Annotated in this window: 30 protein-coding genes, 17 tRNA genes, 1 rRNA gene and 1 pseudogene (1 of these 49 cut by a window edge); 46 read left to right on the top strand and 3 right to left on the bottom strand. The window is 48.4% G+C overall.

Features of this window, described 5'->3' with window-relative positions:
- The 18 genes from RE628_RS24360 to RE628_RS24275 all read left to right on the top strand — a co-directional run.
- Positions 1-1,074 (top strand): 23S ribosomal RNA (locus RE628_RS24360); it begins 1,854 nt to the left of the window's first position.
- A 64-nt stretch (positions 1,075-1,138) separates the two neighbouring features.
- Positions 1,139-1,214 (top strand) — tRNA-Asn (locus tag RE628_RS24355).
- A 3-nt stretch (positions 1,215-1,217) separates the two neighbouring features.
- Positions 1,218-1,308, top strand: a tRNA-Ser gene (locus RE628_RS24350).
- A 32-nt stretch (positions 1,309-1,340) separates the two neighbouring features.
- A tRNA-Glu gene (locus tag RE628_RS24345) sits at positions 1,341-1,414 on the top strand.
- Positions 1,415-1,419: 5 nt separating this feature from the next.
- Positions 1,420-1,495 (top strand) — tRNA-Val (locus tag RE628_RS24340).
- Positions 1,496-1,511: 16 nt separating this feature from the next.
- Positions 1,512-1,584, top strand: a tRNA-Met gene (locus tag RE628_RS24335).
- 21 nt (positions 1,585-1,605) lie between these two features.
- Positions 1,606-1,682, top strand: a tRNA-Asp gene (locus tag RE628_RS24330).
- A gap of 79 nt (positions 1,683-1,761) precedes the next feature.
- A tRNA-Phe gene (locus RE628_RS24325) sits at positions 1,762-1,837 on the top strand.
- 21 nt (positions 1,838-1,858) lie between these two features.
- Positions 1,859-1,934 (top strand) — tRNA-Thr (locus tag RE628_RS24320).
- 5 nt (positions 1,935-1,939) lie between these two features.
- Positions 1,940-2,024: transfer RNA gene (locus RE628_RS24315), tRNA-Tyr, on the top strand.
- Between the two features lie 7 nt (positions 2,025-2,031).
- Positions 2,032-2,105 (top strand) — tRNA-Trp (locus RE628_RS24310).
- 32 nt (positions 2,106-2,137) lie between these two features.
- Positions 2,138-2,213: transfer RNA gene (locus RE628_RS24305), tRNA-His, on the top strand.
- 21 nt (positions 2,214-2,234) lie between these two features.
- Positions 2,235-2,306, top strand: a tRNA-Gln gene (locus RE628_RS24300).
- A 10-nt stretch (positions 2,307-2,316) separates the two neighbouring features.
- Positions 2,317-2,391: transfer RNA gene (locus tag RE628_RS24295), tRNA-Gly, on the top strand.
- A gap of 10 nt (positions 2,392-2,401) precedes the next feature.
- Positions 2,402-2,475: transfer RNA gene (locus RE628_RS24290), tRNA-Cys, on the top strand.
- A gap of 9 nt (positions 2,476-2,484) precedes the next feature.
- Positions 2,485-2,570, top strand: a tRNA-Leu gene (locus RE628_RS24285).
- A gap of 14 nt (positions 2,571-2,584) precedes the next feature.
- Positions 2,585-2,661 (top strand) — tRNA-Arg (locus tag RE628_RS24280).
- Positions 2,662-2,674: 13 nt separating this feature from the next.
- Positions 2,675-2,754 (top strand) — tRNA-Leu (locus tag RE628_RS24275).
- A gap of 292 nt (positions 2,755-3,046) precedes the next feature.
- Here RE628_RS24275 and RE628_RS24270 read toward each other — a convergent pair.
- On the bottom strand, positions 3,047-3,961 hold the full coding sequence (locus tag RE628_RS24270) for a phosphotransferase (protein WP_309155725.1): 915 nt from the start codon (positions 3,959-3,961) through the stop codon (positions 3,047-3,049).
- A 344-nt stretch (positions 3,962-4,305) separates the two neighbouring features.
- Here RE628_RS24270 and RE628_RS24265 point away from each other — a divergent pair, with 344 nt between their 5' ends.
- From RE628_RS24265 to RE628_RS24130, 28 genes and pseudogenes are all read left to right on the top strand, one after another.
- On the top strand, positions 4,306-4,602 hold the full coding sequence (locus RE628_RS24265; protein WP_005550149.1) for a BMC domain-containing protein: 297 nt from the start codon (positions 4,306-4,308) through the stop codon (positions 4,600-4,602).
- Positions 4,603-4,625: 23 nt separating this feature from the next.
- Positions 4,626-4,919, top strand: coding sequence for a BMC domain-containing protein (locus RE628_RS24260; protein ID WP_309155724.1), 294 nt, complete (start codon positions 4,626-4,628; stop codon positions 4,917-4,919).
- Positions 4,920-4,957: 38 nt separating this feature from the next.
- Positions 4,958-5,710, top strand: a complete 753-nt coding sequence (locus RE628_RS24255) for an iron-containing alcohol dehydrogenase (RefSeq protein WP_309155723.1) — start codon at positions 4,958-4,960, stop codon at positions 5,708-5,710.
- Positions 5,652-5,888, top strand: a complete 237-nt coding sequence (locus tag RE628_RS24250; protein WP_309155722.1) for an iron-containing alcohol dehydrogenase — start codon at positions 5,652-5,654, stop codon at positions 5,886-5,888. Before RE628_RS24255 ends, RE628_RS24250 begins: the two co-directional genes overlap by 59 nt.
- A gap of 34 nt (positions 5,889-5,922) precedes the next feature.
- Positions 5,923-6,099 (top strand): iron-containing alcohol dehydrogenase, encoded by a 177-nt coding sequence (locus RE628_RS24245; RefSeq protein WP_309155721.1) that lies wholly within the window; start codon positions 5,923-5,925, stop codon positions 6,097-6,099.
- 35 nt (positions 6,100-6,134) lie between these two features.
- Positions 6,135-8,211: pseudogene (gene cutC / locus RE628_RS29850) on the top strand (choline trimethylamine-lyase); the annotation flags it as partial.
- Positions 8,212-8,274: 63 nt separating this feature from the next.
- Positions 8,275-8,691 carry a glycine radical domain-containing protein gene (locus tag RE628_RS29845; RefSeq protein ID WP_375143134.1) on the top strand — a complete coding sequence of 139 codons (417 nt, stop codon included), beginning with the start codon at positions 8,275-8,277 and terminating at the stop codon, positions 8,689-8,691.
- Positions 8,692-8,779: 88 nt separating this feature from the next.
- Positions 8,780-9,736, top strand: a complete 957-nt coding sequence (gene cutD, locus RE628_RS24230) for a choline TMA-lyase-activating enzyme (RefSeq protein ID WP_309155717.1) — start codon at positions 8,780-8,782, stop codon at positions 9,734-9,736.
- A gap of 108 nt (positions 9,737-9,844) precedes the next feature.
- Positions 9,845-10,165 carry a BMC domain-containing protein gene (locus RE628_RS24225; protein WP_309159558.1) on the top strand — a complete coding sequence of 107 codons (321 nt, stop codon included), beginning with the start codon at positions 9,845-9,847 and terminating at the stop codon, positions 10,163-10,165.
- A complete protein-coding gene (locus tag RE628_RS24220; RefSeq protein ID WP_309155714.1) occupies positions 10,162-10,593 on the top strand; it encodes a EutP/PduV family microcompartment system protein in 432 nt (143 codons plus the stop codon). Before RE628_RS24225 ends, RE628_RS24220 begins: the two co-directional genes overlap by 4 nt.
- Before the next feature lie 19 nt (positions 10,594-10,612).
- Entirely contained in the window at positions 10,613-11,323 is a 711-nt protein-coding gene (locus RE628_RS24215; RefSeq protein ID WP_309155712.1) for a cobalamin adenosyltransferase, read from the top strand.
- Positions 11,281-11,502, top strand: coding sequence for a hypothetical protein (locus tag RE628_RS24210; protein ID WP_309155710.1), 222 nt, complete (start codon positions 11,281-11,283; stop codon positions 11,500-11,502). The genes RE628_RS24215 and RE628_RS24210 overlap by 43 nt, the downstream gene beginning before the upstream one ends.
- The gene (gene eutJ, locus RE628_RS24205; RefSeq protein WP_309155708.1) at positions 11,484-11,984 is read left to right on the top strand and encodes an ethanolamine utilization protein EutJ; all 501 of its coding nucleotides are present in this window, start codon (positions 11,484-11,486) and stop codon (positions 11,982-11,984) included. The genes RE628_RS24210 and eutJ overlap by 19 nt, the downstream gene beginning before the upstream one ends.
- A complete protein-coding gene (locus RE628_RS24200; RefSeq protein WP_309155706.1) occupies positions 11,972-12,118 on the top strand; it encodes a hypothetical protein in 147 nt (48 codons plus the stop codon). Before eutJ ends, RE628_RS24200 begins: the two co-directional genes overlap by 13 nt.
- Complete coding sequence (locus RE628_RS24195; RefSeq protein WP_309155704.1) at positions 12,119-12,439, top strand: BMC domain-containing protein; 321 nt, start codon at positions 12,119-12,121, stop codon at positions 12,437-12,439.
- Complete coding sequence (locus RE628_RS24190) at positions 12,426-12,689, top strand: EutN/CcmL family microcompartment protein (protein WP_309155702.1); 264 nt, start codon at positions 12,426-12,428, stop codon at positions 12,687-12,689. Before RE628_RS24195 ends, RE628_RS24190 begins: the two co-directional genes overlap by 14 nt.
- A gap of 44 nt (positions 12,690-12,733) precedes the next feature.
- Positions 12,734-13,390: a cupin domain-containing protein gene (locus RE628_RS24185; protein WP_309155700.1), complete on the top strand. Its 657-nt coding sequence runs from the start codon at positions 12,734-12,736 to the stop codon at positions 13,388-13,390.
- A 76-nt stretch (positions 13,391-13,466) separates the two neighbouring features.
- The gene (locus RE628_RS29840; protein WP_375143002.1) at positions 13,467-14,141 is read left to right on the top strand and encodes a BMC domain-containing protein; all 675 of its coding nucleotides are present in this window, start codon (positions 13,467-13,469) and stop codon (positions 14,139-14,141) included.
- A 34-nt stretch (positions 14,142-14,175) separates the two neighbouring features.
- Positions 14,176-15,468: an acetaldehyde dehydrogenase (acetylating) gene (locus tag RE628_RS24175; protein WP_309155698.1), complete on the top strand. Its 1,293-nt coding sequence runs from the start codon at positions 14,176-14,178 to the stop codon at positions 15,466-15,468.
- Positions 15,434-15,652, top strand: coding sequence for a hypothetical protein (locus tag RE628_RS24170; RefSeq protein WP_309155696.1), 219 nt, complete (start codon positions 15,434-15,436; stop codon positions 15,650-15,652). Before RE628_RS24175 ends, RE628_RS24170 begins: the two co-directional genes overlap by 35 nt.
- A gap of 32 nt (positions 15,653-15,684) precedes the next feature.
- Entirely contained in the window at positions 15,685-16,299 is a 615-nt protein-coding gene (locus RE628_RS24165; protein WP_309155694.1) for a phosphate propanoyltransferase, read from the top strand.
- Between the two features lie 12 nt (positions 16,300-16,311).
- Positions 16,312-16,593, top strand: coding sequence for a BMC domain-containing protein (locus RE628_RS24160; RefSeq protein WP_309155692.1), 282 nt, complete (start codon positions 16,312-16,314; stop codon positions 16,591-16,593).
- Between the two features lie 109 nt (positions 16,594-16,702).
- Positions 16,703-16,984: an ethanolamine utilization microcompartment protein EutM gene (eutM, locus tag RE628_RS24155; RefSeq protein ID WP_309155690.1), complete on the top strand. Its 282-nt coding sequence runs from the start codon at positions 16,703-16,705 to the stop codon at positions 16,982-16,984.
- A 238-nt stretch (positions 16,985-17,222) separates the two neighbouring features.
- Positions 17,223-18,161: a histidine kinase gene (locus RE628_RS24150; protein ID WP_309155688.1), complete on the top strand. Its 939-nt coding sequence runs from the start codon at positions 17,223-17,225 to the stop codon at positions 18,159-18,161.
- Positions 18,158-18,400 (top strand): sensor histidine kinase, encoded by a 243-nt coding sequence (locus tag RE628_RS24145; protein ID WP_309159557.1) that lies wholly within the window; start codon positions 18,158-18,160, stop codon positions 18,398-18,400. Before RE628_RS24150 ends, RE628_RS24145 begins: the two co-directional genes overlap by 4 nt.
- 4 nt (positions 18,401-18,404) lie before the next feature.
- Positions 18,405-19,160, top strand: coding sequence for a response regulator transcription factor (locus RE628_RS24140; RefSeq protein ID WP_309155686.1), 756 nt, complete (start codon positions 18,405-18,407; stop codon positions 19,158-19,160).
- Between the two features lie 212 nt (positions 19,161-19,372).
- Positions 19,373-20,377: a DMT family transporter gene (locus RE628_RS24135; protein WP_309155684.1), complete on the top strand. Its 1,005-nt coding sequence runs from the start codon at positions 19,373-19,375 to the stop codon at positions 20,375-20,377.
- 4 nt (positions 20,378-20,381) lie between these two features.
- Entirely contained in the window at positions 20,382-20,681 is a 300-nt protein-coding gene (locus tag RE628_RS24130; protein WP_309155682.1) for a hypothetical protein, read from the top strand.
- 545 nt (positions 20,682-21,226) lie between these two features.
- Here the strand turns inward: RE628_RS24130 and RE628_RS24125 are convergent.
- Positions 21,227-21,808 (bottom strand): LOG family protein, encoded by a 582-nt coding sequence (locus RE628_RS24125; protein WP_309155680.1) that lies wholly within the window; start codon positions 21,806-21,808, stop codon positions 21,227-21,229.
- Positions 21,805-22,143: a MazG-like family protein gene (locus RE628_RS24120; protein ID WP_309155678.1), complete on the bottom strand. Its 339-nt coding sequence runs from the start codon at positions 22,141-22,143 to the stop codon at positions 21,805-21,807. Before RE628_RS24120 ends, RE628_RS24125 begins: the two co-directional genes overlap by 4 nt.
- Positions 22,144-22,259 lie beyond the last annotated feature (116 nt).

The following is a 22,259-nucleotide window of genomic DNA, read 5'->3' as shown; positions in this document are numbered from 1 at the left end:
TACGGGCTGACGCCTGCCCGGTGCTGGAAGGTTAAGGGGAGTGGTTAGGGGTAACCCGAAGCTATGAACCGAAGCCCCAGTAAACGGCGGCCGTAACTATAACGGTCCTAAGGTAGCGAAATTCCTTGTCAGGTAAATTCTGACCCGCACGAATGGCGTAACGACTTGGGCGCTGTCTCAACGAGAGATCCGGTGAAATTTTAATACCTGTGAAGATGCAGGTTACCCGCGACAAGACGGAAAGACCCCATGGAGCTTTACTGCAGCTTGATATTGGACTTTGATACGATTTGTACAGGATAGGTGGGAGCCTAGGAAGCCGGAGCGCCAGCTTCGGTGGAGGCGCCGTTGGGATACCACCCTGATCGTATTGGAGTTCTAACCTGGTACCGTAATCCGGTACGGGGACAGTGTCAGGCGGGCAGTTTGACTGGGGCGGTCGCCTCCTAAAGAGTAACGGAGGCGCCCCAAGGTTCCCTCAGAATGGTTGGAAATCATTCGAAGAGTGCAAAGGCAAAAGGGAGCTTGACTGCGAGACTGACAAGTCGAGCAGGGACGAAAGTCGGGCTTAGTGATCCGGTGGTACCGCATGGAAGGGCCATCGCTCAACGGATAAAAGCTACCCTGGGGATAACAGGCTTATCTCCCCCAAGAGTCCACATCGACGGGGAGGTTTGGCACCTCGATGTCGGCTCATCGCATCCTGGGGCTGAAGTAGGTCCCAAGGGTTGGGCTGTTCGCCCATTAAAGCGGTACGCGAGCTGGGTTCAGAACGTCGTGAGACAGTTCGGTCCCTATCTGTCGTGGGCGTAGGAAATTTGAGAGGAGCTGTCCTTAGTACGAGAGGACCGGGATGGACGCACCGCTGGTGTACCAGTTGTTCCGCCAGGAGCATAGCTGGGTAGCTAAGTGCGGAAGGGATAAGCGCTGAAAGCATCTAAGCGTGAAGCCCCCCTCAAGATGAGATTTCCCAATTAGTAAGACCCCTTGAAGACGACGAGGTTGATAGGCCTGAGGTGGAAGTACAGCAATGTATGGAGCTGACAGGTACTAATCGGTCGAGGGCTTATCCAAATATTAAAACGCAAAATGAAGTTTCGTATCCAGTTTTCAGGTGATCAAGCCTGAAAGTTAATGTTCCCTGATAGCTCAGTTGGTAGAGCACTCGACTGTTAATCGAGTTGTCACAGGTTCGAGTCCTGTTCGGGGAGCCATATGGAGAGGTGTCCGAGTTGGCCGAAGGAGCACGATTGGAAATCGTGTAGGCGTCACAAGCGTCTCGAGGGTTCGAATCCTCTCTCTCCGCCATAATTTTCTTAACAAGTTACATCTTATTGCATGGCCCGTTGGTCAAGGGGTTAAGACACCTCCCTTTCACGGAGGTAACAGGGGTTCGAATCCCTACGGGTCACCATGTATGGAGGCTTAGCTCAGCTGGGAGAGCATCTGCCTTACAAGCAGAGGGTCAGCGGTTCGATCCCGTTAGCCTCCACCATATTTCTTCTAATTGACGCGGGGTGGAGCAGTCCGGTAGCTCGTCGGGCTCATAACCCGAAGGTCGTAGGTTCAAATCCTGCCCCGCAATTAGCTTCAAATTTATAGTGTGGAGCCGTGGTGTAGAGGCCTAACATGCCTGCCTGTCACGCAGGAGACCGCGGGTTCGAATCCCGTCGGCTCCGCCATTATTCCAAATAAAACGGAATAAGAGTATTGAAGTTTAGAGAAGATATGTTATAATATTGATTACTGTCATTATTATATGGCTCGGTAGCTCAGTCGGTAGAGCAGAGGACTGAAAATCCTCGTGTCGGCGGTTCGATTCCGTCCCGAGCCACCATTTAACAAAACAAATGAATACGCCGTTGTAGCTCAACTGGTAGAGCAACTGACTTGTAATCAGTAGGTTGGGGGTTCAAGTCCTCTCGACGGCACCATTCCTGGAGGCTTAGTGAAGTGGCTAAACACGGCAGACTGTAAATCTGCTCTCTACGAGTTCGGTGGTTCGAATCCATCAGCCTCCACCAGTTTTATAGGGGCATAGTTTAAAGGTAGAACAAAGGTCTCCAAAACCTTTGGTGTGGGTTCAATTCCTGCTGCCCCTGCCATTTTTCAAAAAAAGTGAATGTATATTATTATGGCGGTCGTGGCGAAGGGGTTAACGCACCGGATTGTGGCTCCGGCACTCGTGGGTTCAAGTCCCATCGATCGCCCCATTTATTTTAAATGAATATTATTGGGGATTAGCCAAGCGGTAAGGCAACGGACTTTGACTCCGTCACTCATAGGTTCGAATCCTATATCCCCAGTATTTAATATGCGGACGTGGCTCAGCGGTAGAGCATCGCCTTGCCAAGGCGAGGGTCGCGGGTTCGATTCCCGTCGTCCGCTCCATATAATTTATGGCGCCATAGCCAAGTGGTAAGGCACAGCTCTGCAAAAGCTTTATCCCCAGTTCAAATCTGGGTGGCGCCTCCATCAATCTTTGCGGGAGTGGCGGAATCGGCAGACGCACAGGACTTAAAATCCTGCGGTAGGTGACTATCGTACCAGTTCAAGTCTGGTCTTCCGCACTGTTTGAACTCATGCGCCCTTAGCTCAGCTGGATAGAGCGTTTGACTACGAATCAAAAGGTCAGGAGTTCGAATCTCTTAGGGCGCGCCATATAATTGAATATGCCGGTGTGGCGGAATTGGCAGACGCGCGCGACTCAAAATCGTGAGGGAAACCGTGGGGGTTCGAGTCCCTTCACCGGCATCGACTAATCAAGAAAGCTCTTGGAATAAGATATTCCAAGAGCTTTTATTTTTTTATTCTCATAGGCGTTTAGCGCCAAAACATAAATAAATTCTGCTGTTATAGACAAACTCTATCGGAGTCTGAATTTAGATGAATGATTTATAAATTTTAATCATACAAAAAAACCTGTACTTTCTTATCCTTGAGACAAGAAAGTACAGGTTTTTGTATATCAACTAACCAGTATCGTTTTAACTAGACTGAATCAACCTCCGTAAGTTTCTCATTCCAGCGCAAGCAATAACTAGTACTATGGCTTCACCATGTCGACAATAGGATAATCCGATTGAATACTTAAAGCTTGAATATTCCGACGCAGGCGGTTATAACGTAGCGAGCAGTAATCCAGGTAATCATCCCCGGTATAATGGCGTAGCAGGGCCCATACAGTCCACAACAAATCTTGAGCCATCATATAACATTTGACCTTCATCAGATCATCGTGAGTAAACGTATTACCGTAATAGGCTTCAAACAATTGGTCAATCGCCTCTGCTGTCAAACGCGATTCAATGATATACGCGGCAATATCAAAGGCCGGATCGTTCATTCCGGAATATTCCCAATCTATCAAATAGACGCAACTGCTCTCATCCACGAGGAAATTCTCCGGAACCGTATCATTATGGCAGGGAACCGAAATGACATTTTTGAGATGGTCTTGCATGAAACGAAGCAATTGCTCTTTCAAAGAGGCGTAATCAAAAAACAATTCACCGTTGATCTGAGTGACAATGGTTTCATACTTGGTAAGTTCACTGAGCCAATCAAACTTATTAGGGAAGTGCTTGGGACTACCGTGAATCTTCCTCAGTAAAGAAGAAACGGCCTGCAAGCTTTGTAAAGCCAAGGGACCCGCCGCGGCAAGCGTTCTACTATTAGGAATATACTTGCTGATCTTAATACCGCTATCCTCATCGAAATATATACATTCCGAATTCACGCCAAACTCCGAGGCGATGCAGTTATTCACACGCTCTATCCTGCGGTCGATCATTTGATCTGTCAGGTTACCAGGCTTGCGAATCACGTACTCCATACCGTCGATATTCATAATGTAATTATAATTGGTTAACCCGCCCGCAAAACGAGATTTGTCAAAAACGATACTCTCATCTTCAAAAAAAAGACGGAGTTTTTGCTGCACCAGGTCTTCCATGTTCATTTGTTTGGATAAAAATTCATTTAGAGGTTTCATGATAGCCTTTTCTCGGCATTCATTATGCATGCGTTAACATGCATACACTCGCCGCACAGATTTTACCACAATTATAGCAAGATAGGGTGAGAAATTCAATGAAACGGACGGGCTTGAGGAGGTTCTGGTACTTGTAATGCAAGAAAGACGTTTTTGTACCAGATTGACGGTAAAGGGGGCATTAGAATCCTAAAATCAGCTACCGAATCCTCCATAATAACAAGGCGAACCTGTGTTAACCTTCAGTTAGTAGTTGAGTCATAAATAAAGCGGATTCACAAATTAAAATACCCAGGTGAGGTGAGGTTCGAATGGAATACCGGGGAGAAGAGGCTCTCGGGCTTGTGGAAACATTGGGCATGGTTCCTGCGATCCAAGCGGCGGACGCTATGCTTAAAGCAGCAGATGTTGTTCTGGTATCCTACGAGAATGTTGGTTCCACACTCGTAACGATAATGGTAAAAGGCGATGTTGCGGCAGTTCGTTCAGCAGTAGAGGCTGGCGCTGAAGCGGCAGCGAAGATTGGCAAAGTTACTGCCCATAATGTGATGCCGCGTCCGCTCAGTTCTATTGCAGGAATTGTGAAAGCGCATGCTATTAACGCATAATTACCGGGAAGGGAGAAAGGTTCATGAGCAAGCATGATGCACTGGGTTTCATTGAAACCTTTGGAATTGTATACGTCATGGAAGCGGCGGATGCTATGTGCAAAGCGGCCGATGTAGATTTGATCGGTTACGAAAACGTGGCTTCTGGTTATATATCTGTCCTTGTTCGCGGAGATGTAGGCGCTGTAAGAGCTGCAGTAGATGCAGGTGTCGCCGCAGTACAGGCGATGGGGACTGAGGTGTATTCTTCAAACGTTATTCCTAATCCACACCCAGACATTGAAAAGATCATTTCCCGCTATAACCTTCCATCTTAGGGACAGGTTATTGACAGAAATTCAAGGGAGGTGCCGTAATGAACGACATCTTTGTTATTAAATCGAAGGTATATTCAGGCGAACAGTCACTGAAGAAATTGGCGGAAATTCAAGGCACGAAAGCCTGTATCGTTTCTGATCTTATGATGGAGAAGCTGGGTTACCTGGATCAGGTGGTTGATCTACTGCAAGGCGGTGGAATATCCACTTCAGTGTATACCGGTGTTAAGCCCGATCCAAACGTGAGTGTTGTGGCCGAAGCGCTTCAAGTGTATTGGGAAAGTGGCGCTGATGTGTTACTGGCGCTGGGCGGCGGCTCCGTCATTGATACAGCGAAAGGCGTTCTGTACTTCGCCCGCCAATATGCACAGGAGAAAGACGAGCCTTTTGTCAAACCATCGTTTATCGCCATTCCTTCCACCAGTGGCACCGGATCAGAAGTAACCGACTTCTCGGTGATTACAGTGGACGGAGACAAAATCGTCATTGTGGATGATTTTATCGCTCCGGACATAGCGATTCTCGATTCCACCCTTACCAAGCAATTGCCAAACAAAATAGTGGTGGACACTGGAATGGATGTTCTGACCCACGCACTAGAGGCTTATGTCTCTACCAAAGCGACCGACTTTACTGATGCGTTGGCCGAAAAGGCCGTCCAATTGGTATTTGCTAATCTGGAAACGCTTTACCATGATCCAGCAGATCCAGAGGCGCGGAATCGGGTGCAGAATGCATCCTGTATGGCGGGAATGGCGTTTACTAACGCCAGGTCTTGGTATCATTCATAGTATGTCCCATGCCTTTGGCGGAACGTTCCACATTGCACACGGACGAGTAAATTCACTGCTTCTTGAGGCGGTAATGGAGTATAACGCCAACTTGGGCGGAAAAGCGATAGACAGGGTTTGTGAACGCTATGCGCGGCTCGCTTCGCTGCTGCACTTGCCAGGCACGGACCGCCCGTGAAGGAACCGTAAATTTGATCCAGGCGATCGGAAAGTTGAAACGGTCCATTGGCATCGAAAACGGAATTCGTGAGCTTGGCGTCGACCAAGATGCATTCGATGAGGTGTTGTCCCGCATGGCACAGACCGCGATGGCTGACCGCTGTACGCCAACCAATCCTCGTCAGCCAACGGAAGAAGAGTTGGAGCACATTTACCGTAAAAGCTATTAATTAATATAAATATCTCACAAGATTGCGAGGGAATAATGTTGGATATTCATGAGTTTTCAAGCAAATTTGCTGAAGCAACGAAGGCCATGGCTCCCCAAGAACGAGCAGCGATCATGAAGCTGTTCCAGGGAATTTCAAAAGAGATTTCGGAAAAGGGAGCTCAGCCGCTGACAACAGACGGCTCCGGCCAACTTCGTAAGGAAGAATGCGCATACCCGGAAGGAATGACCGAGCGTTTGCGGGCATTGAAAGAGCATTATTTGACCGCTACACCAAGAATTACAACCTTCCGTGCCAAGGCCTTTACTCAGGTATATAAGGAAAATCCAGGTCTGCCAGAGATTATGCTGCGTGCCAAGGCTTTCCGTAAAGCGTGTGAAGAGGCTCCGCTGCTCATCCAAGACAATGAGTTGATCGTTGGCCATCCTTGCGGTGCGCCGCGCGCGGGCGCTTTCTCACCTGACATTGCTTGGCGCTGGACCCGGGACGAGATCGATACCATTCACAACCGTCCTCAAGATCCGTTCTACATCTCAGAGGAAGACAAACGGATCATGCACGAGGAGCTGTTCCCATTCTGGGAAGGCAAGTCGGTGGATGAAGTATGTGAACAGCAATACCGAGATGCGGGTCTTTGGGAGTTTTCTGGCGAAGCGTTCGTCAGCGATCTTTCCTATCATCAGATCAACGGCGGCGGAGACTCCAACCCAGGTTACGATGTCATTCTTATGAAGAAAGGTATGCTGGATATTCAGCAGGAAGCCAAGGATCATCTTGCGAAGCTGTCCATGCAAAACCCTGAAGACATCGATAGAATCTATTACTATAAATCCGTGCTGGACACGACCGAAGGCGTGATGGCGTATGCCAAACGGATGTCTGAATATGCATACCAGCTGGCTGCTAAAGAAACAAATCCGAAGCGCAAAGCGGAGTTGCAAAAAATCGGCGAGATCAACGCTCGCGTACCGGCTGATGCGCCGACTACATTCCATGAGGCAATGCAATCGGTCTGGACCGTGGAATCTCTGCTCGTGGTGGAAGAAAATCAGACAGGCTTGTCTGTTGGACGTGTGGACCAATATATGTATCCTTTCTATGAGGCGGACAGAGAAGGGCCGTCTGACAGAGTTTGAAGCATTCGAGATTGCAGGTTGTTTCTTGATCAAATGCTCGGAAATGATGTGGGTTTCTAGCGCGGGCGGCTCCAAGTTCTTTGCCGGCTACCAGCCGTTCGTCAATATGTGTGTCGGCGGGCAAAAACGAGATGGCGGCGACGCTACCAACGACTTGACTTATCTGCTCATGGATGCAGTACGTCATGTTGGTGTATATCAGCCTTCGCTCGCTTGCCGTATTCACAATAGTTCTCCTCATAAATACTTGAAGAAGATTGTGGATGTCGTCCGTGCTGGTCTTGGCTTCCCGGCCTGCCATTTCGACGATTCTCACATCAAGATGATGCTGATGAAGGGTTGCAGTATCGAAGATGCCCGCGATTACTGTCTGATGGGCTGCGTAGAGCCGCAAAAATCGGGACGCTTGTATCAGTGGACCTCCACCGGATACACCCAGTGGCCGATTGCCATTGAGTTCGTCCTTAACCGTGGCAAAATGCTCTGGCACGGTAGCAAGCCGGGATTGGACATGGGCGACTTGAGCAACTTCAAGACCTATGAGGAATTTGAAGCAGCGGTTAAGAAGCAGGTAGAATACATCACCGAGCTTTCCGCTGTGGGTACCGTAATCAGCCAGCGCGTTCACCGCGATTATGCGCCGAAGCCACTGATGTCGATTATGTATGAAGGCACGATGGAGAGTGGTCGTGACGTTTCCGCCGGTGGTGCCATGTATAACTGGGGACCTGGTTTGATCTGGTCGGGTCTGGCAACTTACACCGATTCGATGGCTGCCATCAAGAAGCTGGTTTACGATGACAAGAAATATTCGCTTGAGCAAATTCGTGACGCGTTGCTGGCAAATTTCGAAGGTTATGAGCAGATTCACAAGGACTGTCTGGACGCTCCAAAATACGGCAACGACGACGATTATGCCGATTGCATCGCGGCCGATATCACCGGATGGACTGAGAAATATCACCAAAAATTTAAAACGTTGTACTCTACCTTTAGCCACGGCACGCTATCTATTTCGAACAATACGCCTTTCGGCGAGATGACTGGTGCTACAGCCAATGGGCGCAAAGCCTGGTTGCCGCTGTCTGACGGTATTAGCCCTACCCAGGGTCACGACAAAAAGGGACCGACTGCCATCATCAAATCGGTGAGCAAAATGGATGTCGAGACCATGAATATCGGTATGGTGCATAACTTCAAAATTTTGCGTGGTTTGTTGGAGACGCCTGAGGGGGAGAACGGACTGATTAATCTGTTGCGGACGGCCTCCATACTTGGCAACGGTCAAATGCAGTTTAGTTATGTTGATAATGAAACGCTGATAAAAGCACAGCAACATCCTGATCAATACCGCGATCTGATCATTCGGGTTGCTGGCTATAGCGCATACTTTGTGGAATTGTGTAAGGAAGTACAGGATGAAATCATCAGCAGAACGATGATTGAGCATTTCTAAAATATTGTTATGCATCTTCTCCAGGCACTGTACGCCGAGGAAGAGAGATTCTCGCATTTAGATAAATAGCAAGGAAGGAGCCACAGCTATGGAGTTAGGTATGCCGGAAAAGCAGGCACGTATTTTCAATATTCAAAAATATTCCATATACGACGGCCCTGGTATTCGGACGCTTATTTTCTTCAAGGGATGTCCTTTGCGCTGTCAGTGGTGTGCTAACCCGGAAGGTCTGGACAAGAAATATCAGGTGATGTACCAACGGGATCTATGCAACGATTGTGGCGCATGTGTTACGGCGTGTCCCAAGGGAATCCACCGCTTTGCCACTTCCGGCTTGCAGGAGCCATCCAAGCATGTGGTTGACCGGAATATCGAGTGTATTGGCTGCCGGGAATGTGAGAAGGTTTGTCCCGCGCGATCGCTCTCTATCGTCGGGATGAATATGACGGTATCGGAAATTGTAGAAATTGTAGAGCAGGATATGCTGTTCTACACTACGTCCGGCGGTGGTGTCACGTTGGGCGGCGGCGAAGTATGTGCACAGCCCGAATTTGCTGCCAATCTGCTTAAGGAATGCAAGCGCGCCGGAATCCATACGGCCATTGAAACCTCTGGACACACCAAACCGGAATCGATTTTGGCCATGGCCGAATTTACCGATCTGATATTGTACGATCTGAAGCATATGGATTCAGACCGTCATTATCAACTGACAGGTGTACGCAACGAGCGCATTCTCGAAAATTTGCGGGAACTAATCACCCGCAATCATAACGTGCAGGTGCGGATGCCACTGATGAAGGGACTCAATGATGATGAGGATACCATCCGCAAAACGGTAGAGTTTCTGCTTCCCTATAAGGGGTATCGGAATTTTAAAGGCATTGATTTGCTCCCTTATCACAAGTTGGGGATTAACAAATACAGGCAATTAGATATGATATACACCGTTGAACGCGATTTAAGCCTTAGTGAAGCTGATCTGGAGCGTATTGAACGTCAAATCAGCCAGTATGATTTCCCAGTCCGGGTAGTCAAACATTAAGAGCAAGCTTTCGAAGCCAGTTTTGATCGGTAAAGCTAGCGCTTTACAAACTCGCAAAACTTTCAGGAGGACGTTTATGCAGCAGCCTGCTAGGCCTGATCTCGGCGGATTATTCAGGAGTCGGTACCGGGCAAACAAGTTACGCTGGCCCATATCATTGCTTCACCCGTGCCTGACTTGTATGAAAGACTGGGAATCGATGAAGCGGGGGCTATCGGCATTTTAACATTGTCGCCCTATGAAACTTCCATTATTGCCGCTGATATCGCCACTAAGGTAGCAGATGTGGAAATCGGCTTTCTGGATCGCTTTACCGGCTCGGTACTTCTCACTGGGGATATAGCTAGTGTGGAAACGGCGTTACGAGCCATCATTGAGACGTTGGGCAGTAGTCTGGGTTTTGCGACGGCGGAAATTACACGGACATGAAAAAACGCATTTTGCTGATCGGCCCTACAGGTTGTGGAAAAACGACACTGGCCCATGCGCTGGACGATACGGACCGCCCGCTGCGGCGGACGCAAGATGTTATCTACGGGCCGAAGACGATCGATACTCCGGGCGCGTATGTCGAGAATACCTGGATGTACAGTCATTTGATTGCAACGGCGCAGAACGCGAGCCATATTTTGATATTGGTGGACCAGTCCCGGCATCAGGAAGTCTACTCACCCGGCTTTGCGTCTTCTTTCACGAAGCCAGTTATCGGTGTAATAACGAAAGCCGATCTTGCGCCGGAAAATGAGAATTACTGTGTACAAGTTTTAAAACGTACCGGGATAACCGAACCCTTTTTCCGCATTAGTCTTCCCGTGGGAAGGGGAATCGGGGAATTGAAACATTATTTGTTCGGGTAATAAGAGTGGAGTTGAGACCATGAAATTTATTACCGAAATGGAACTGCGCAATATGTATAGGATGGAGCCTTTTGCATCTTACATGGTGGAGCATGGAAGCCGATTGACGCCGGAGGCGCGCCAGTTTTTGACGGATCGCCAGGTCGCCGTGTCCTATGGAACGCAAGATCAGGTACAAAAACAAGATCAAGAGCAAGAGCCACAGCCGAATCCGGAGCAACAGGTGGAAAAGCCGGATTGGCGGGGTAGGAAACTGCGCTGTCAGATGCAGTCCGTCTCAGCCCTGTTCTTGTTAACCGGGCAGGAACTGCTGGAGCGGGATGTGTTGCTGGCCCAGAAGGTGCTAGAACTGTCAAGGCTGTTTTCAGCCCTCCTGAAAGGGGAAGGAGACGGCATATCCACTGCCGATTTATCTTTCCAGGGTTGTACCGGCATGATTGCTGATGTTCTTTTTGAGGATGCGGGAGATTGCTTTGAAGTAACCGTGTTTCACATTCAATTGGAAAAAGGCAGAGAAATTGCTTTGCTCCACCGTCTGCGCAGCGTCTTGCAGGAGCTAGGGCTTGCGGTGTTGGAAGCCGCAGAAGGTAGTCCTGAGGAAAAACCAGAGGAATCGATCATTCCTGGAATCAATTATCTGATTAACGCATTGAGCTCGCTTATTTGCAGAACAACAGGAGGTAGAACATGCCAGAGACAAAACCCTTTGCATACTGCGATCAACTCGTAAAGCAATTTGAAGCTGTCATCCAAAAACCGATTCCAGGCCGGTCTTCGTTCTACTATACCGGTGTGGATCTGGGAACAGCCTGCGTGGTGCTTACGGTATTGGATGACACCCGCAAGCCGGTGGCGGAGCTTACCGCTACGCCAATGTCGTCCGCGATGGAATGGTGGTGGACTACTTAGGAGCGATTCAGATCGTGAGGGAGCTTAAAGCGCAGCTGGAGCAGCAATTGGGTGTAGAACTAGAATATGCAGCTTCGGCGATTCCCCCGGGAACCGATTTATTGGATGCTGGCGCCATCAAGCATGTGATCCAGGGTGCGGGGTTTGAAGTTACGGCTCTACTGGATGAACCTACGGCAGCTAATGCCGTGCTTCAGATATCCGACGGAGCCATTGTAGACGTTGGTGGTGGAACGACGGGCATTTCGATTCTAAAGGATGGCAAGGTTGTCTATGTCGCCGACGAAGCAACGGGAGGCACCCACTTTTCTTTGGTAATTGCCGGGGCTTACCAGATGAGTTTTTCTGAAGCCGATTGTTTCAAGCGCGATCCTGCTCATCACCAGGAATTGCTGCCGGTTCTCCGCAGGTCATTGATAAGGTTGCCTCGATCATTAATCGCCATGTTGTGGGCCATGAGGTCAAGGAGTTGTACTTGGTAGGCGGCACCTGCTGCCTGTCCGGTATGGAGACGATTATTGAGCAGAAGACGGGAATTGCTACCTATAAACCTAGCAACCCGCTGTTCGTCACACCGCTGGGCATTGCTCTGAATTGTACGCAGGAGGCGATGTAAGTGGAATTTCGGATTATCAAATCTCCTTCCAAGGGGACGCTGGACATTTTGCTTCGTCGCAGAGGAGCGCCCAGTAGTCGGGAAGTTCCCCAATGCGACGCGGTCGGGCTGGTGCAGGGAAGGCTGATTGATATGGTATGGGCCGCTGATATAGCTGAAAAAGCGGTGGGCGTGACAGTGGAGGATATTCGCGGCAGCTGCCCGCAAAATATGATTCTACTCGCCATTTTTGGTGACACGGCTTCCGTGGAGGACGCTATCGCCGAGATTAAGCAGAGGAGCGGAAAAGCGGGGAGGAAGGAATGCCATGATTGCGGCTGAATTGATTCACAATATCTGGTCTACCCGTAAAGCAGATTCCCTTGTGGGAATGAAACTGATGCTTGCCGAGGTGATTGGTGGAAGCGACGACGGGCGCCGCTTGATTGTAGTCGATACGATCGGCGCTGGCATAGGCGATCGAGTGATCGTCAGCACCGGCTCTTCGGCCCGCAAAATGCTGCAAAAAGACGATGTTCCTGTAGATGCCGTCGTCGTCGGCATCATCGACGCGGACTGCGTTTTCGAATAAATGTCCGAACAGAAATCTAATGCAGCGAGAGGGGGCGAGAACTGTTGAAAAAACTGATATGCGCTGCGGATGTGGAAGAATGTGTGGCTTCCGGACAGAAGCGGTGCTGTATTGACAGTAACACGATTGTAACACCGGCTGCCCAAGATAAGGCAAGGGAGCTTGGGGTGGAGTTTACCAATCAGCCATGTGGGACTTTGAGCTCCGAGGTTGTAGGTTGCGAAACTCAGGATGATCTCGACATGAATTCCATTTTTAAAGTATTCAAGATGTTATCGGAAAAAGGTTTGGTTGAAAAGCTGTTGGGAACGGCGCTTGAGCCACCTTATCAGGCGGAGACGGATCCGACTGGCTTGAAACTTGTGCGGGGCCAGACGGTAAAAATGGAAGCTTACGAAACGGGAAAACCCGGTGCCAAGGTATATCGTCAAGAGGTAATCGGGAAGACGGATTGTTCCATGAGCGCAGGGTTTCTGAAAGTTGATCACGATAGCTTCGAGCAGGAGACAGCCCAGGAAGAAACTTATATCGTGTTGGAAGGCACGCTCGATGTCACTTTGAACGATAGAACCTTCACCGCTCATGAGGGAGATGTACTCTACATCCCCAAAGGGGTGAAAGCGACCAAGGGATCGTCGGACTGCGCGAGGATGTTTTATCTGACTTATCCGACGGGTGGCCCTGATCGGAAACTGCAGTAACAGGAGGTGATAGCATGCAGGCGCTTGGATTAATTGAAACGCGGGACTTCTTCCGGCGATTGAATGTCTGGACATCATGCTCAAATCAGCTCAGGTAGAACTGATAGAAAAGTGCAATGTGGGCGGCGGGCTAGTGACGATCGCAGTAACCGGCGATGTCGGTGCTGTTCAAGCATCCGTGGAAGCAGGTGCCTCCGCGGTGCAACAATTGGGCAGTGATATATTGGTCAGCCGGCATGTCATTCCAAGACCCCACGACGACATTGAGAGCATCATCGGCCGACGTAATGTATCGAACATGGCTATGGAGAAGGACGAGGACGAGCCAGCGTTGCCAGTACAGCATAATGAGGCGGCGGAACAGATGCCGGAACAGACTCCGGAACCGGACGCTATGACTGATGTTCCACTGGATGCGGAGCCCGATGTCACAATCAATAGCGGTGGCGAAGAAGGCTTCCCTGTACTGGTGGCCGATCTCGGTCAGGATCTTACGTCTAGGGACGCCAGTCCGGAAACGGACAAGGGAGATCCGGCAGTGCTAGGCAGCCCATTCAAACAACAGATTGATGTGTTGGTAAAGGAATCAGGACTTGATAAAGCAATGGAGCTACTGGAAACGATGACAGCCGTGAAGCTGCGCGGACTGGCCAGAGAGTGCGGTCCTGCATATGGAATGAGCATGACGACAATTTCCAAGGCAAACAAGATGAAGTTGCTCAAGCGGTTCCGCAATTATTATCAGCAGTAAGCAGTAAGCAGTAAGCGAGAGGAGGATGTTTCACTTGGAAAATTATGATTATGACTTGCAATCGATTCAGGAAACCCGGGACTTGGCCCGCGCAGGCAAAGCGGCTACCGACATCCTTGCCGGGTACGATGCTGAACAGATTGACAGAATTGTACGAAACATGGTGCGGGTAGCGGAGGTCAACGCCGCCGATCTGGCAGCGTTGGCAGTAGAGGAAACCGGATTTGGTAAGGTAGAGGATAAAATCTTCAAAAACCGTCTGGCTTCCACTGAGCTGTATGAATCCATTCGGGATACGAAGACGATTGGGATTATCCGTGAGGACAAGACCAATCAATTAATAGAGATCGCTGAGCCTGTCGGACTTCTTATGGGGATTATTCCATCAACCAATCCGACATCCACTACGATTTTCAAATCTATCATTGCGATAAAGTCTCGTAATGGAATTATCTTCTCACCGCATCCTTCGGCAAAGAAATCCATCAAGCGGGCAGCTGAATTGATGCACACCGCCGCTGTTGAGGCAGGGGCTCCGGAAGGTATCATTGGCTGCGTTACCAAGCCTTCTATGCCTGCGACGCAGGAACTGATGAAGTGCAATGAAATCGCAATGATTATCGCCACAGGCGGCTCGGCTATGGTGAAATCAGCCTACAGTGCGGGTAAGCCGGCACTTGGGGTGGGACCGGGTAATGTACCGGCCTATATTGAGCGCACCGCTGATATTCCAAAGGCGGTAGCCAATATCATTGCCAGCAAAACCTTCGATTACGGTACAATCTGTGCTTCTGAGCAGTCTGTTATCGTAGAGGAATGCATCCGTGCTCAGGTGATCGAGGAGTTTAAACGCCAGGGTGGTTACTTTATGAATCAGGAAGAAACCGCTAAAGTCTCGGCCAAGCTGTTTGTAAAAGGCCATGCCATGAATTCAAAACTGGTGGGACGTTCACCTCAGGTGATCGCGGAAGCAGCCGGTATTCAAATTCCAGCTGAGACCAAGGTACTGTTAGGCGAACAGCAGGGCGTGGGAGCGGAATTCCCGTTGTCCTATGAAAAGCTTACTACAGTGCTAGCGTTCTACACCGTACAGGACTGGCGTGAAGCTTGCGATCTAAGTGTGGCGTTGCTGCGTAACGGCGGCGTAGGCCATAGCTTCTCCATCCATACGCAGAATCACGATATGGTTATGGAATTTGCGCAAAAACCTGTATTCCGTATTTTGGTGAATACGGGCTCTACTCAGGGTGGCGTTGGCGCAAGCACCGGGCTTGCCCAGCCTTCACTTTGGGATGTGGAACCTGGGGGGCAGCGCCACCTCGGATAATGTGGGACCACAGCACTTGATTAATATCAAGCGTGTGGCTTATGGCATTAAGGACGTTACGGCACCAAGCCCTTATTCTAATTCTGTTACATCTCCGCAGGCGCCGAAGCAACAGGAGAATGCATTACTGTTGAATCTGGTCGATGAGCTGGTGTCTATTTTGCAGAAAAGCGGTGACTGCTAGTGGGGAACTATGATCAGGTACTTTCATTGTTAATGGAGGTTGTATCCGGTGCCGGAAAGGCGGAACAGGAGCCGCGCTCCATCCCTTTAGGGATTTCGAACCGCCACGTGCATCTTTCCCAGGCTGATGTGGAGACGCTCTTCGGAGCTGGATATACGCTAACCAAAATGCGTGATTTGTCCCAACCTGGACAGTATGCCTGTAATGAGACCATTACGGTCTGCGGGCCCAAGGGAGCTATCGAAAAAGTGCGGGTTCTCGGCCCAGTGCGGAAACAGACCCAGGTAGAAGTTATGCGAGGAGACTGTTTTAAGTTGGGTGCGAAAGCTCCGGTAAGCATGTCCGGGGAGCTTGAAGGCACACCGGGCGTCACGTTGGTCGGACCTAAGGGAAGCGTATATATTACCTGCGGCTTGATGGTTGCACAGCGCCACATTCATATGACACCTGATGATGCCCTGTACTTTGGCGTAACTGACGGAGAAATGGTCAGTATTCAATTTGATGGTCTCCGGGGCGGAGGGTACAATCAGGTCGCGATTAGAGTTAGTAGTGACGCCGCTCTTGACTGTCATATCGATGTTGAAGAGGCCAACGCGATGGATCTGACATCGGCGTCTGTTGTCAAAATCATAAAAAACTGTTAGGAGGAAATGAACATGAGATCAGAAGCTCTTGGTTTGGTTGAAACAAAAGGTTTGGTAGGCTCAATTGAAGCGGCGGACGCAATGGTCAAAGCGGCCAACGTCACCCTGATTGGCAAAGAGATGGTAGGTGGAGGCCTTGTTACTGTGATGGTACGGGGCGATGTAGGAGCGGTGAAGGCGGCGGTGGATGCTGGCGCCGTGGCTGCAAAGAATGTAGGGGAGCTCGTGTCGGTACATGTGATTCCTCGTCCTCACAGCGAAGTGGAGAACATCCTTCCGGATGCTAAAGCTTAAGGCATAAGGCATAATTCAAAATATTATTAAACAAGCCTATGCTTCCGAAGCAAGTTTGTTTCGGTAAGCAAGCGCTTTAATCTCACAAAAATTTTAGGAGGAATGTAACATGAAATCAGAAGCATTGGGTCTAATTGAAACAAAAGGTCTGGTAGGTTCTATCGAAGCAGCGGACGCTATGGTCAAAGCAGCTAATGTCACCCTGATCGGTAAAGAGATGGTAGGTGGCGGACTTGTCACCGTAATGGTACGTGGTGATGTAGGAGCAGTGAAAGCAGCAACGGACGCTGGTGCTGCAGCTGCACAGCGTGTAGGGGAACTGATATCAGTACATGTGATTCCACGTCCTCACAGCGAAGTGGAGAATATTCTTCCAGCTGCTAAGTTATAATTTATTTCGATTCTCAGAAAAGGCCAAAACTCGGTAAATGAGTTTTGGCCTTTTATTTTTGTCCGCGAATGTCGACTTTGTAGAAATGGTGTATTTCTATAAATAGGCGTCCAAGGGGGAGGATGTACTATTTCCAAACAGGCTGAATATTGCTATAATAGAGATGATATATTGTGAAAAAAATAGCATGTAATGTCTATTTTCCCGTTCATTCTCTATGAAAGGGTGCATCGAGATTATGCTGAAAACCGATAATCAGATCGCAACCAAAGTATACGCAAGATACAGCGGCATCCTGTCTCTTTCCAAGTTCTCGCTGCTGCTGCACGATAACAACGGAGACGTCTTGTTGGAGTTCAATCCGTCACCTGATTTCTGTAGGCATATTTGTTGGGAAAATCCTACGCGTCCTTGCGCGGATTATTTGAAGCGCTTTAATTCCGGCGAACAGGGACGATTCGTTTGTTGTTACGGCCTGGAGAATATTTTGCTGCCCATTATGGTCAAAGATGAGGTTGTTGGCTTCATATCGGGAATGCAAGCGTATTCACAGGAGAGGGAATTTCAGAAGTATCTGATTAACACGGCAGAATTGTCCGAAATGAAAGGGCTGGATTTAGAGGTTGTCGCGAAGGCGATATCGGCTTTTCCTACCATTGACAAGGATAAAGCAGATATTCACGAGCAGCTTTGTCATCATATCGCTAGGAATATTGCGCTCGACATCGCTGAAAGTACACAGGACAACACAAGGATTATCAATCGTCTGTCTGCGGAAAAGGAATTACTGGAGAAGAAAGTGATTGACTTAGAAGCAAAAAATATGTCACTCGTAATCAATCCACATTTTCTGTTCAATACTTTGAATTCCATTGCCCGCATCGCCTATTTCGAACACTCCCATACGACGGAGGAATTGATCTATTGCCTGTCCGACTTACTGCGATACAATGTTAAGCAGGATGAACAGCTTCATACTATCGCATCCGAAATGGATAACATTGAGAAGTATTTGTATATACAAAAGGCGCGTTTCAAGAACCGTCTTCAGTATGAAATCATCGTTCCTAATGAATTGAAGGCTTATCGAATTCCGAATATGGTGATTCAGCCTATTGTGGAAAATGCGGTAATTCATGGGATTACCCCTAAGCGGGACGGGGAACCGTTCGTCTGATTGCCGAAAAGTACAGAAATGATATCACCATTTCTGTAATAGACAACGGTAACGGTTTCTCGCCGGAGGTACTAAAGCTCATTCATCAGCCGGACAGTAAGATCGGTGTGGGCTTCCGGAGTACCGATAGCCGTTTGAAGCGTTATTTCGGAGAAGAGTATGGGTTATCAATCGTGAAATCCGATTACAGCGGGAGCACTATTAACATCCGCATCCCTACTCAACCAAATGCGAGGTGATGCAATGAGCGTAGTTATGTTTGTTGAAGATGAACCGATAGAACAGGAATTTCTTCAATCCATCGCAGAGGAAATTCTGGGTGCTGAAGATAAGCTTCTTATTTGCGATACCGGTATGCAAGCGATTAAGCTCGCCAAGCAATATCGGCCGGATATTATTTTTATGGATATTATGTTACCTGAAATGGATGGAATATCTGCGTTGCAGGAGATTCGCCAGTTTCTCCCTGACGCCTACGTGACGATTTTGTCGGCCAGCTCGGATTTCTCCTATGCACAGGCGGCAATCAGTCTACAGGTACACGAATACCTGCTTAAACCGGTTAAACCAGAAAAAGTGCGGCAACTGATTCGTAAGGGTTTGGAGAAGGCCGCACAATCAGAAGAAAATAGTTTATCAGAAACTTATCAGATAGAATCGGCTCAAGAGTGTCAGCGCTTTATTAAAGAAGCCGTCGATTATATTCAGCAGAATTACAAAGATAAGTTGACCTTGCAAATGGTGGCGAGTCATGTGTACATGAATGCCCAATATTTTAGCCGCATATTCAAAAGGGAGCTCGGCGTTACTTATACGGATTATGTGAACAAGCTCAAGATTGCACATGCTTGCAAGCTTCTTGAGACTACTGGGTATCCCGCCTATCGCATCTCCGTGGAATGCGGCTTTACCGATCCGTCTTATTTCAACCGGGTATTTTACAAGCAAATGAATATGACGCCGAAGGAATACAAAAAAAGCGTTCTTGCTCAAGTTTAAAAAAACGCTCTATAGATGGAATCCAGGAAACTTCCCCGACTGGTTGTCGGGGAAGTTTTTTTGTTTTACTGTATCGTCCTAAAAGTACGAAAAGTACCAGATTGGAGATAAAAATGATTCAGGAAGTCCAACAAGAGATACGGTTAGTAACAGGTACATTAGCCACTTTGTTATACAATTAAATTACAAATCTACTTAACAGAGGTGTATACATGATGAAGGAAGCAGTGGCACCTGTGGCTACGGCCGCCATGCTAAAAGAAAAGATGAACGGTCGTTTCCGGAAAAATGGAATCGCTTACGGGCTGATTTCGGGCTTAACGTTCGGTCTTTACAGTACAGTCGTTGCCTTGGCAATGATGAAGGATCCTTTTCTGGGAGTCGTAGGGGCGTTTGCGGCGCCCATAGTGGCATCGGCGATCAATGATGCTCTGGCAGCGATCTGGCTTTTGATCTGGAACTTCAAGAAAGGGATGATCAAAGAAGTCGGCCGCAGTCTGGTAACTATACCGGGATTGATGGTCGCGATTGCCGCGGTGTTTGGCGGTCCAATCGCTAACGGGGCCTATCTGGTTGGGATTGATATGGCTGGGGCTGCAGCTATCCCTATTTCGGCGCTTTGTCCTATGTTTGGTGCTATTTTCGCGCGAATGTTCCTGAAGCAGAAGATTGATAAACGGGTGGCTATCGGTATGGGTATTTGTGTTATCGGTGCAGCGCTCATCTCTTATGTCAAACCTGAAGGTGGAGTGGATAATTTCACATTAGGTATTATTTTTGCTCTTGTAGCCGCACTTGGCTGGGGACTGGAAGGCGTATTTGCTACTTTCGGGATGTCTATGCTAGATTCCAATATCGCCATTACCATTCGTGAAGGCGTTTCCGGACTCGTATATATTGCAGTGCTGATACCTATCTTCAGCGCGACAGATCTCTTTACTTCCGTGCTTGGCTCCGTGTCGCCTATGCTCATTATCGCGGCTGCGGCTCTGTTTACGGCAATCTCGTTCCTAACATGGTATATGGCCAATAGTATGGTTGGCGTTGCCACTGGAATGTCGCTCAACATTACCTATGTACTGTGGGGGGTTGTCTTTGCCGCTATCTTCCTCGGTAGTTCGTTGACTCCTACAATAATTGCCGGCGCAGTTATTATCACACTTGGAGCGCTTTTAGTTTCGATGAATCCTATGGATCTATTCAAGAAGGGGGCGTAAGCAAATGCCATTGTTGCCGATCCGTTCACGAGTGTTGCTCTTCATGTCTACTGTGAAGCAAGCAAATATTGATGATGCGATGGACGCTTTGAAAAGCGAGTACGGTGAAGAACGTCAATTTACAAGAAAGAACTTCTTGGATCATATGTTGTCATTGCAGGCAAACGGACTGATTGATGAGGTAAGTTACGAGCTGGATGCTAACGGAGAATTATGTATGTACTACGCGATCAATGAAGAAGGGACTCGTACGATTGATAAATATTTGCCTAAAAAATGGGCCAGACACTACCAGACGAATTAACTTAATTGCGAGTTTATAAAGTCAGACTTTCAGCACCGAAGCTTATGCTTCCGATGTGCGTTTTTTCAAAACGCTTCAGTTGGATGAAGCTAGGGACTGAGGAGCGGAGCGGCGTACGTCTTGGGTACGTGAGCACCTGAGATGTTTCCGGAGGAAACATTACTTCGTAAGCATCTGCTTAGGCCCGGCTGAATTCAAGATTCGAGTGTGTTAGTCCAGCGAGACACAAACCCCGGCCTAAGGCCGGGGTTTGTCTACATTATAGAATTTATAAGTTTTCAGCGTAGCTGAACAATTCTATAACCTTATGGTTATCATACCGAGAATTATAAAGTGGGAACTCTAACGGTTGTCACAATGCTTATTTAACTAAAAATGCTCTGATTCGAATTTTAACGGTTGCAGGCGAGCTTATTTGGTTGTTTCTCATCAAGAACTCACTATATTTGCCCAAATAACCCCCACCACAACCGTTAGAATTTCAAAAGCGATTATATCGCTTTAATAGCCGCTGTCACAACCGTTAGAAACTAATCGTTTCATTTTCATACCTGCGGATCCGTCCGATAGGTTTTGCTAGCAGGCGGTGTATAATTGGCGAATTGTTCAAGAATACCGTTTGGAGTGGTGTCACTAATGACCAGGGAACGGTAGTTGTCATGCATGAATCTCTCCTGAGTCATATGATCAAATAAAGCGATAAGCGAATCATAATAATGATTGATGTTTAACAATCCACATGGCTTATGATGCAGTCCTAATTGTCCCCACGTAATGATCTCAAAGTATTCCTCCATCGTTCCAGGACCGCCTGGCAGTGCGATAAATCCATCCGCCAGTTCAGCCATTTTCGCTTTTCTCTCATGCATGGAGTCCACGATGATTAGCTCTGACAAGGTGGTATGGGCGATCTCTCGGTCTTGCAGGAAGCTAGGGAGAACTCCGATAGCATGTCCACCTCTCTCTAATACAGAGCTGGCTACTTCGCCCATGAGGCCGACGCTTGCACCGCCATAGATCAGTGAGATGCCGCGTTCAGCCAGTTCATAGCCCAATGCACGTGCTGCCTCTTGATACACTGGGGATGCTCCAATGCTGGAGCCGCAATATACTGCTATACTTTTCATAGTTCGGATTTCACTCCTTCAATAGAGTATCTGCCTTTTAATTTCGCTTGATGGGATAGAAATATGTCTTCTAGAGAGATGTCGTATCTGTTCGCTATAATCATCAAATTCCCGAGCACATCTCCTAACTCTTCAATCAATTCCTGTCTGTTCTCCTCAAATGTGCCTTCGACTTCATCAGGCCGGTCTCTGCCGATCTCGAGTGCTCGTATGGCTCGTGCTACCTCGCCAGTCTCTTCCGCTAGAAAGCCGATGCGTATGAATATGTCCAGATCCGACCAGCCGCGGTCCTTGTAGTGCTGCTTCACCCAGTGTTGAAATTCAGTAATATCCAATTCAGAACCTCCAATAATCAGTCTGATATCCGGAACGGACGTTCCCTTATCAGTATAGCTTATTGATACTTTAAATTGGAAGCATAAATGATAGGTGAGGGGAATAGAGCAAGGGA

Origin of the sequence: Paenibacillus sp. D2_2 (genome assembly GCF_031199965.1) — a bacterium.
GTDB lineage: Bacteria > Bacillota > Bacilli > Paenibacillales > Paenibacillaceae > Fontibacillus.
Note: the sequence above shows the minus strand (reverse complement) of the source record. Positions and strands in the feature narration are given on the sequence as shown.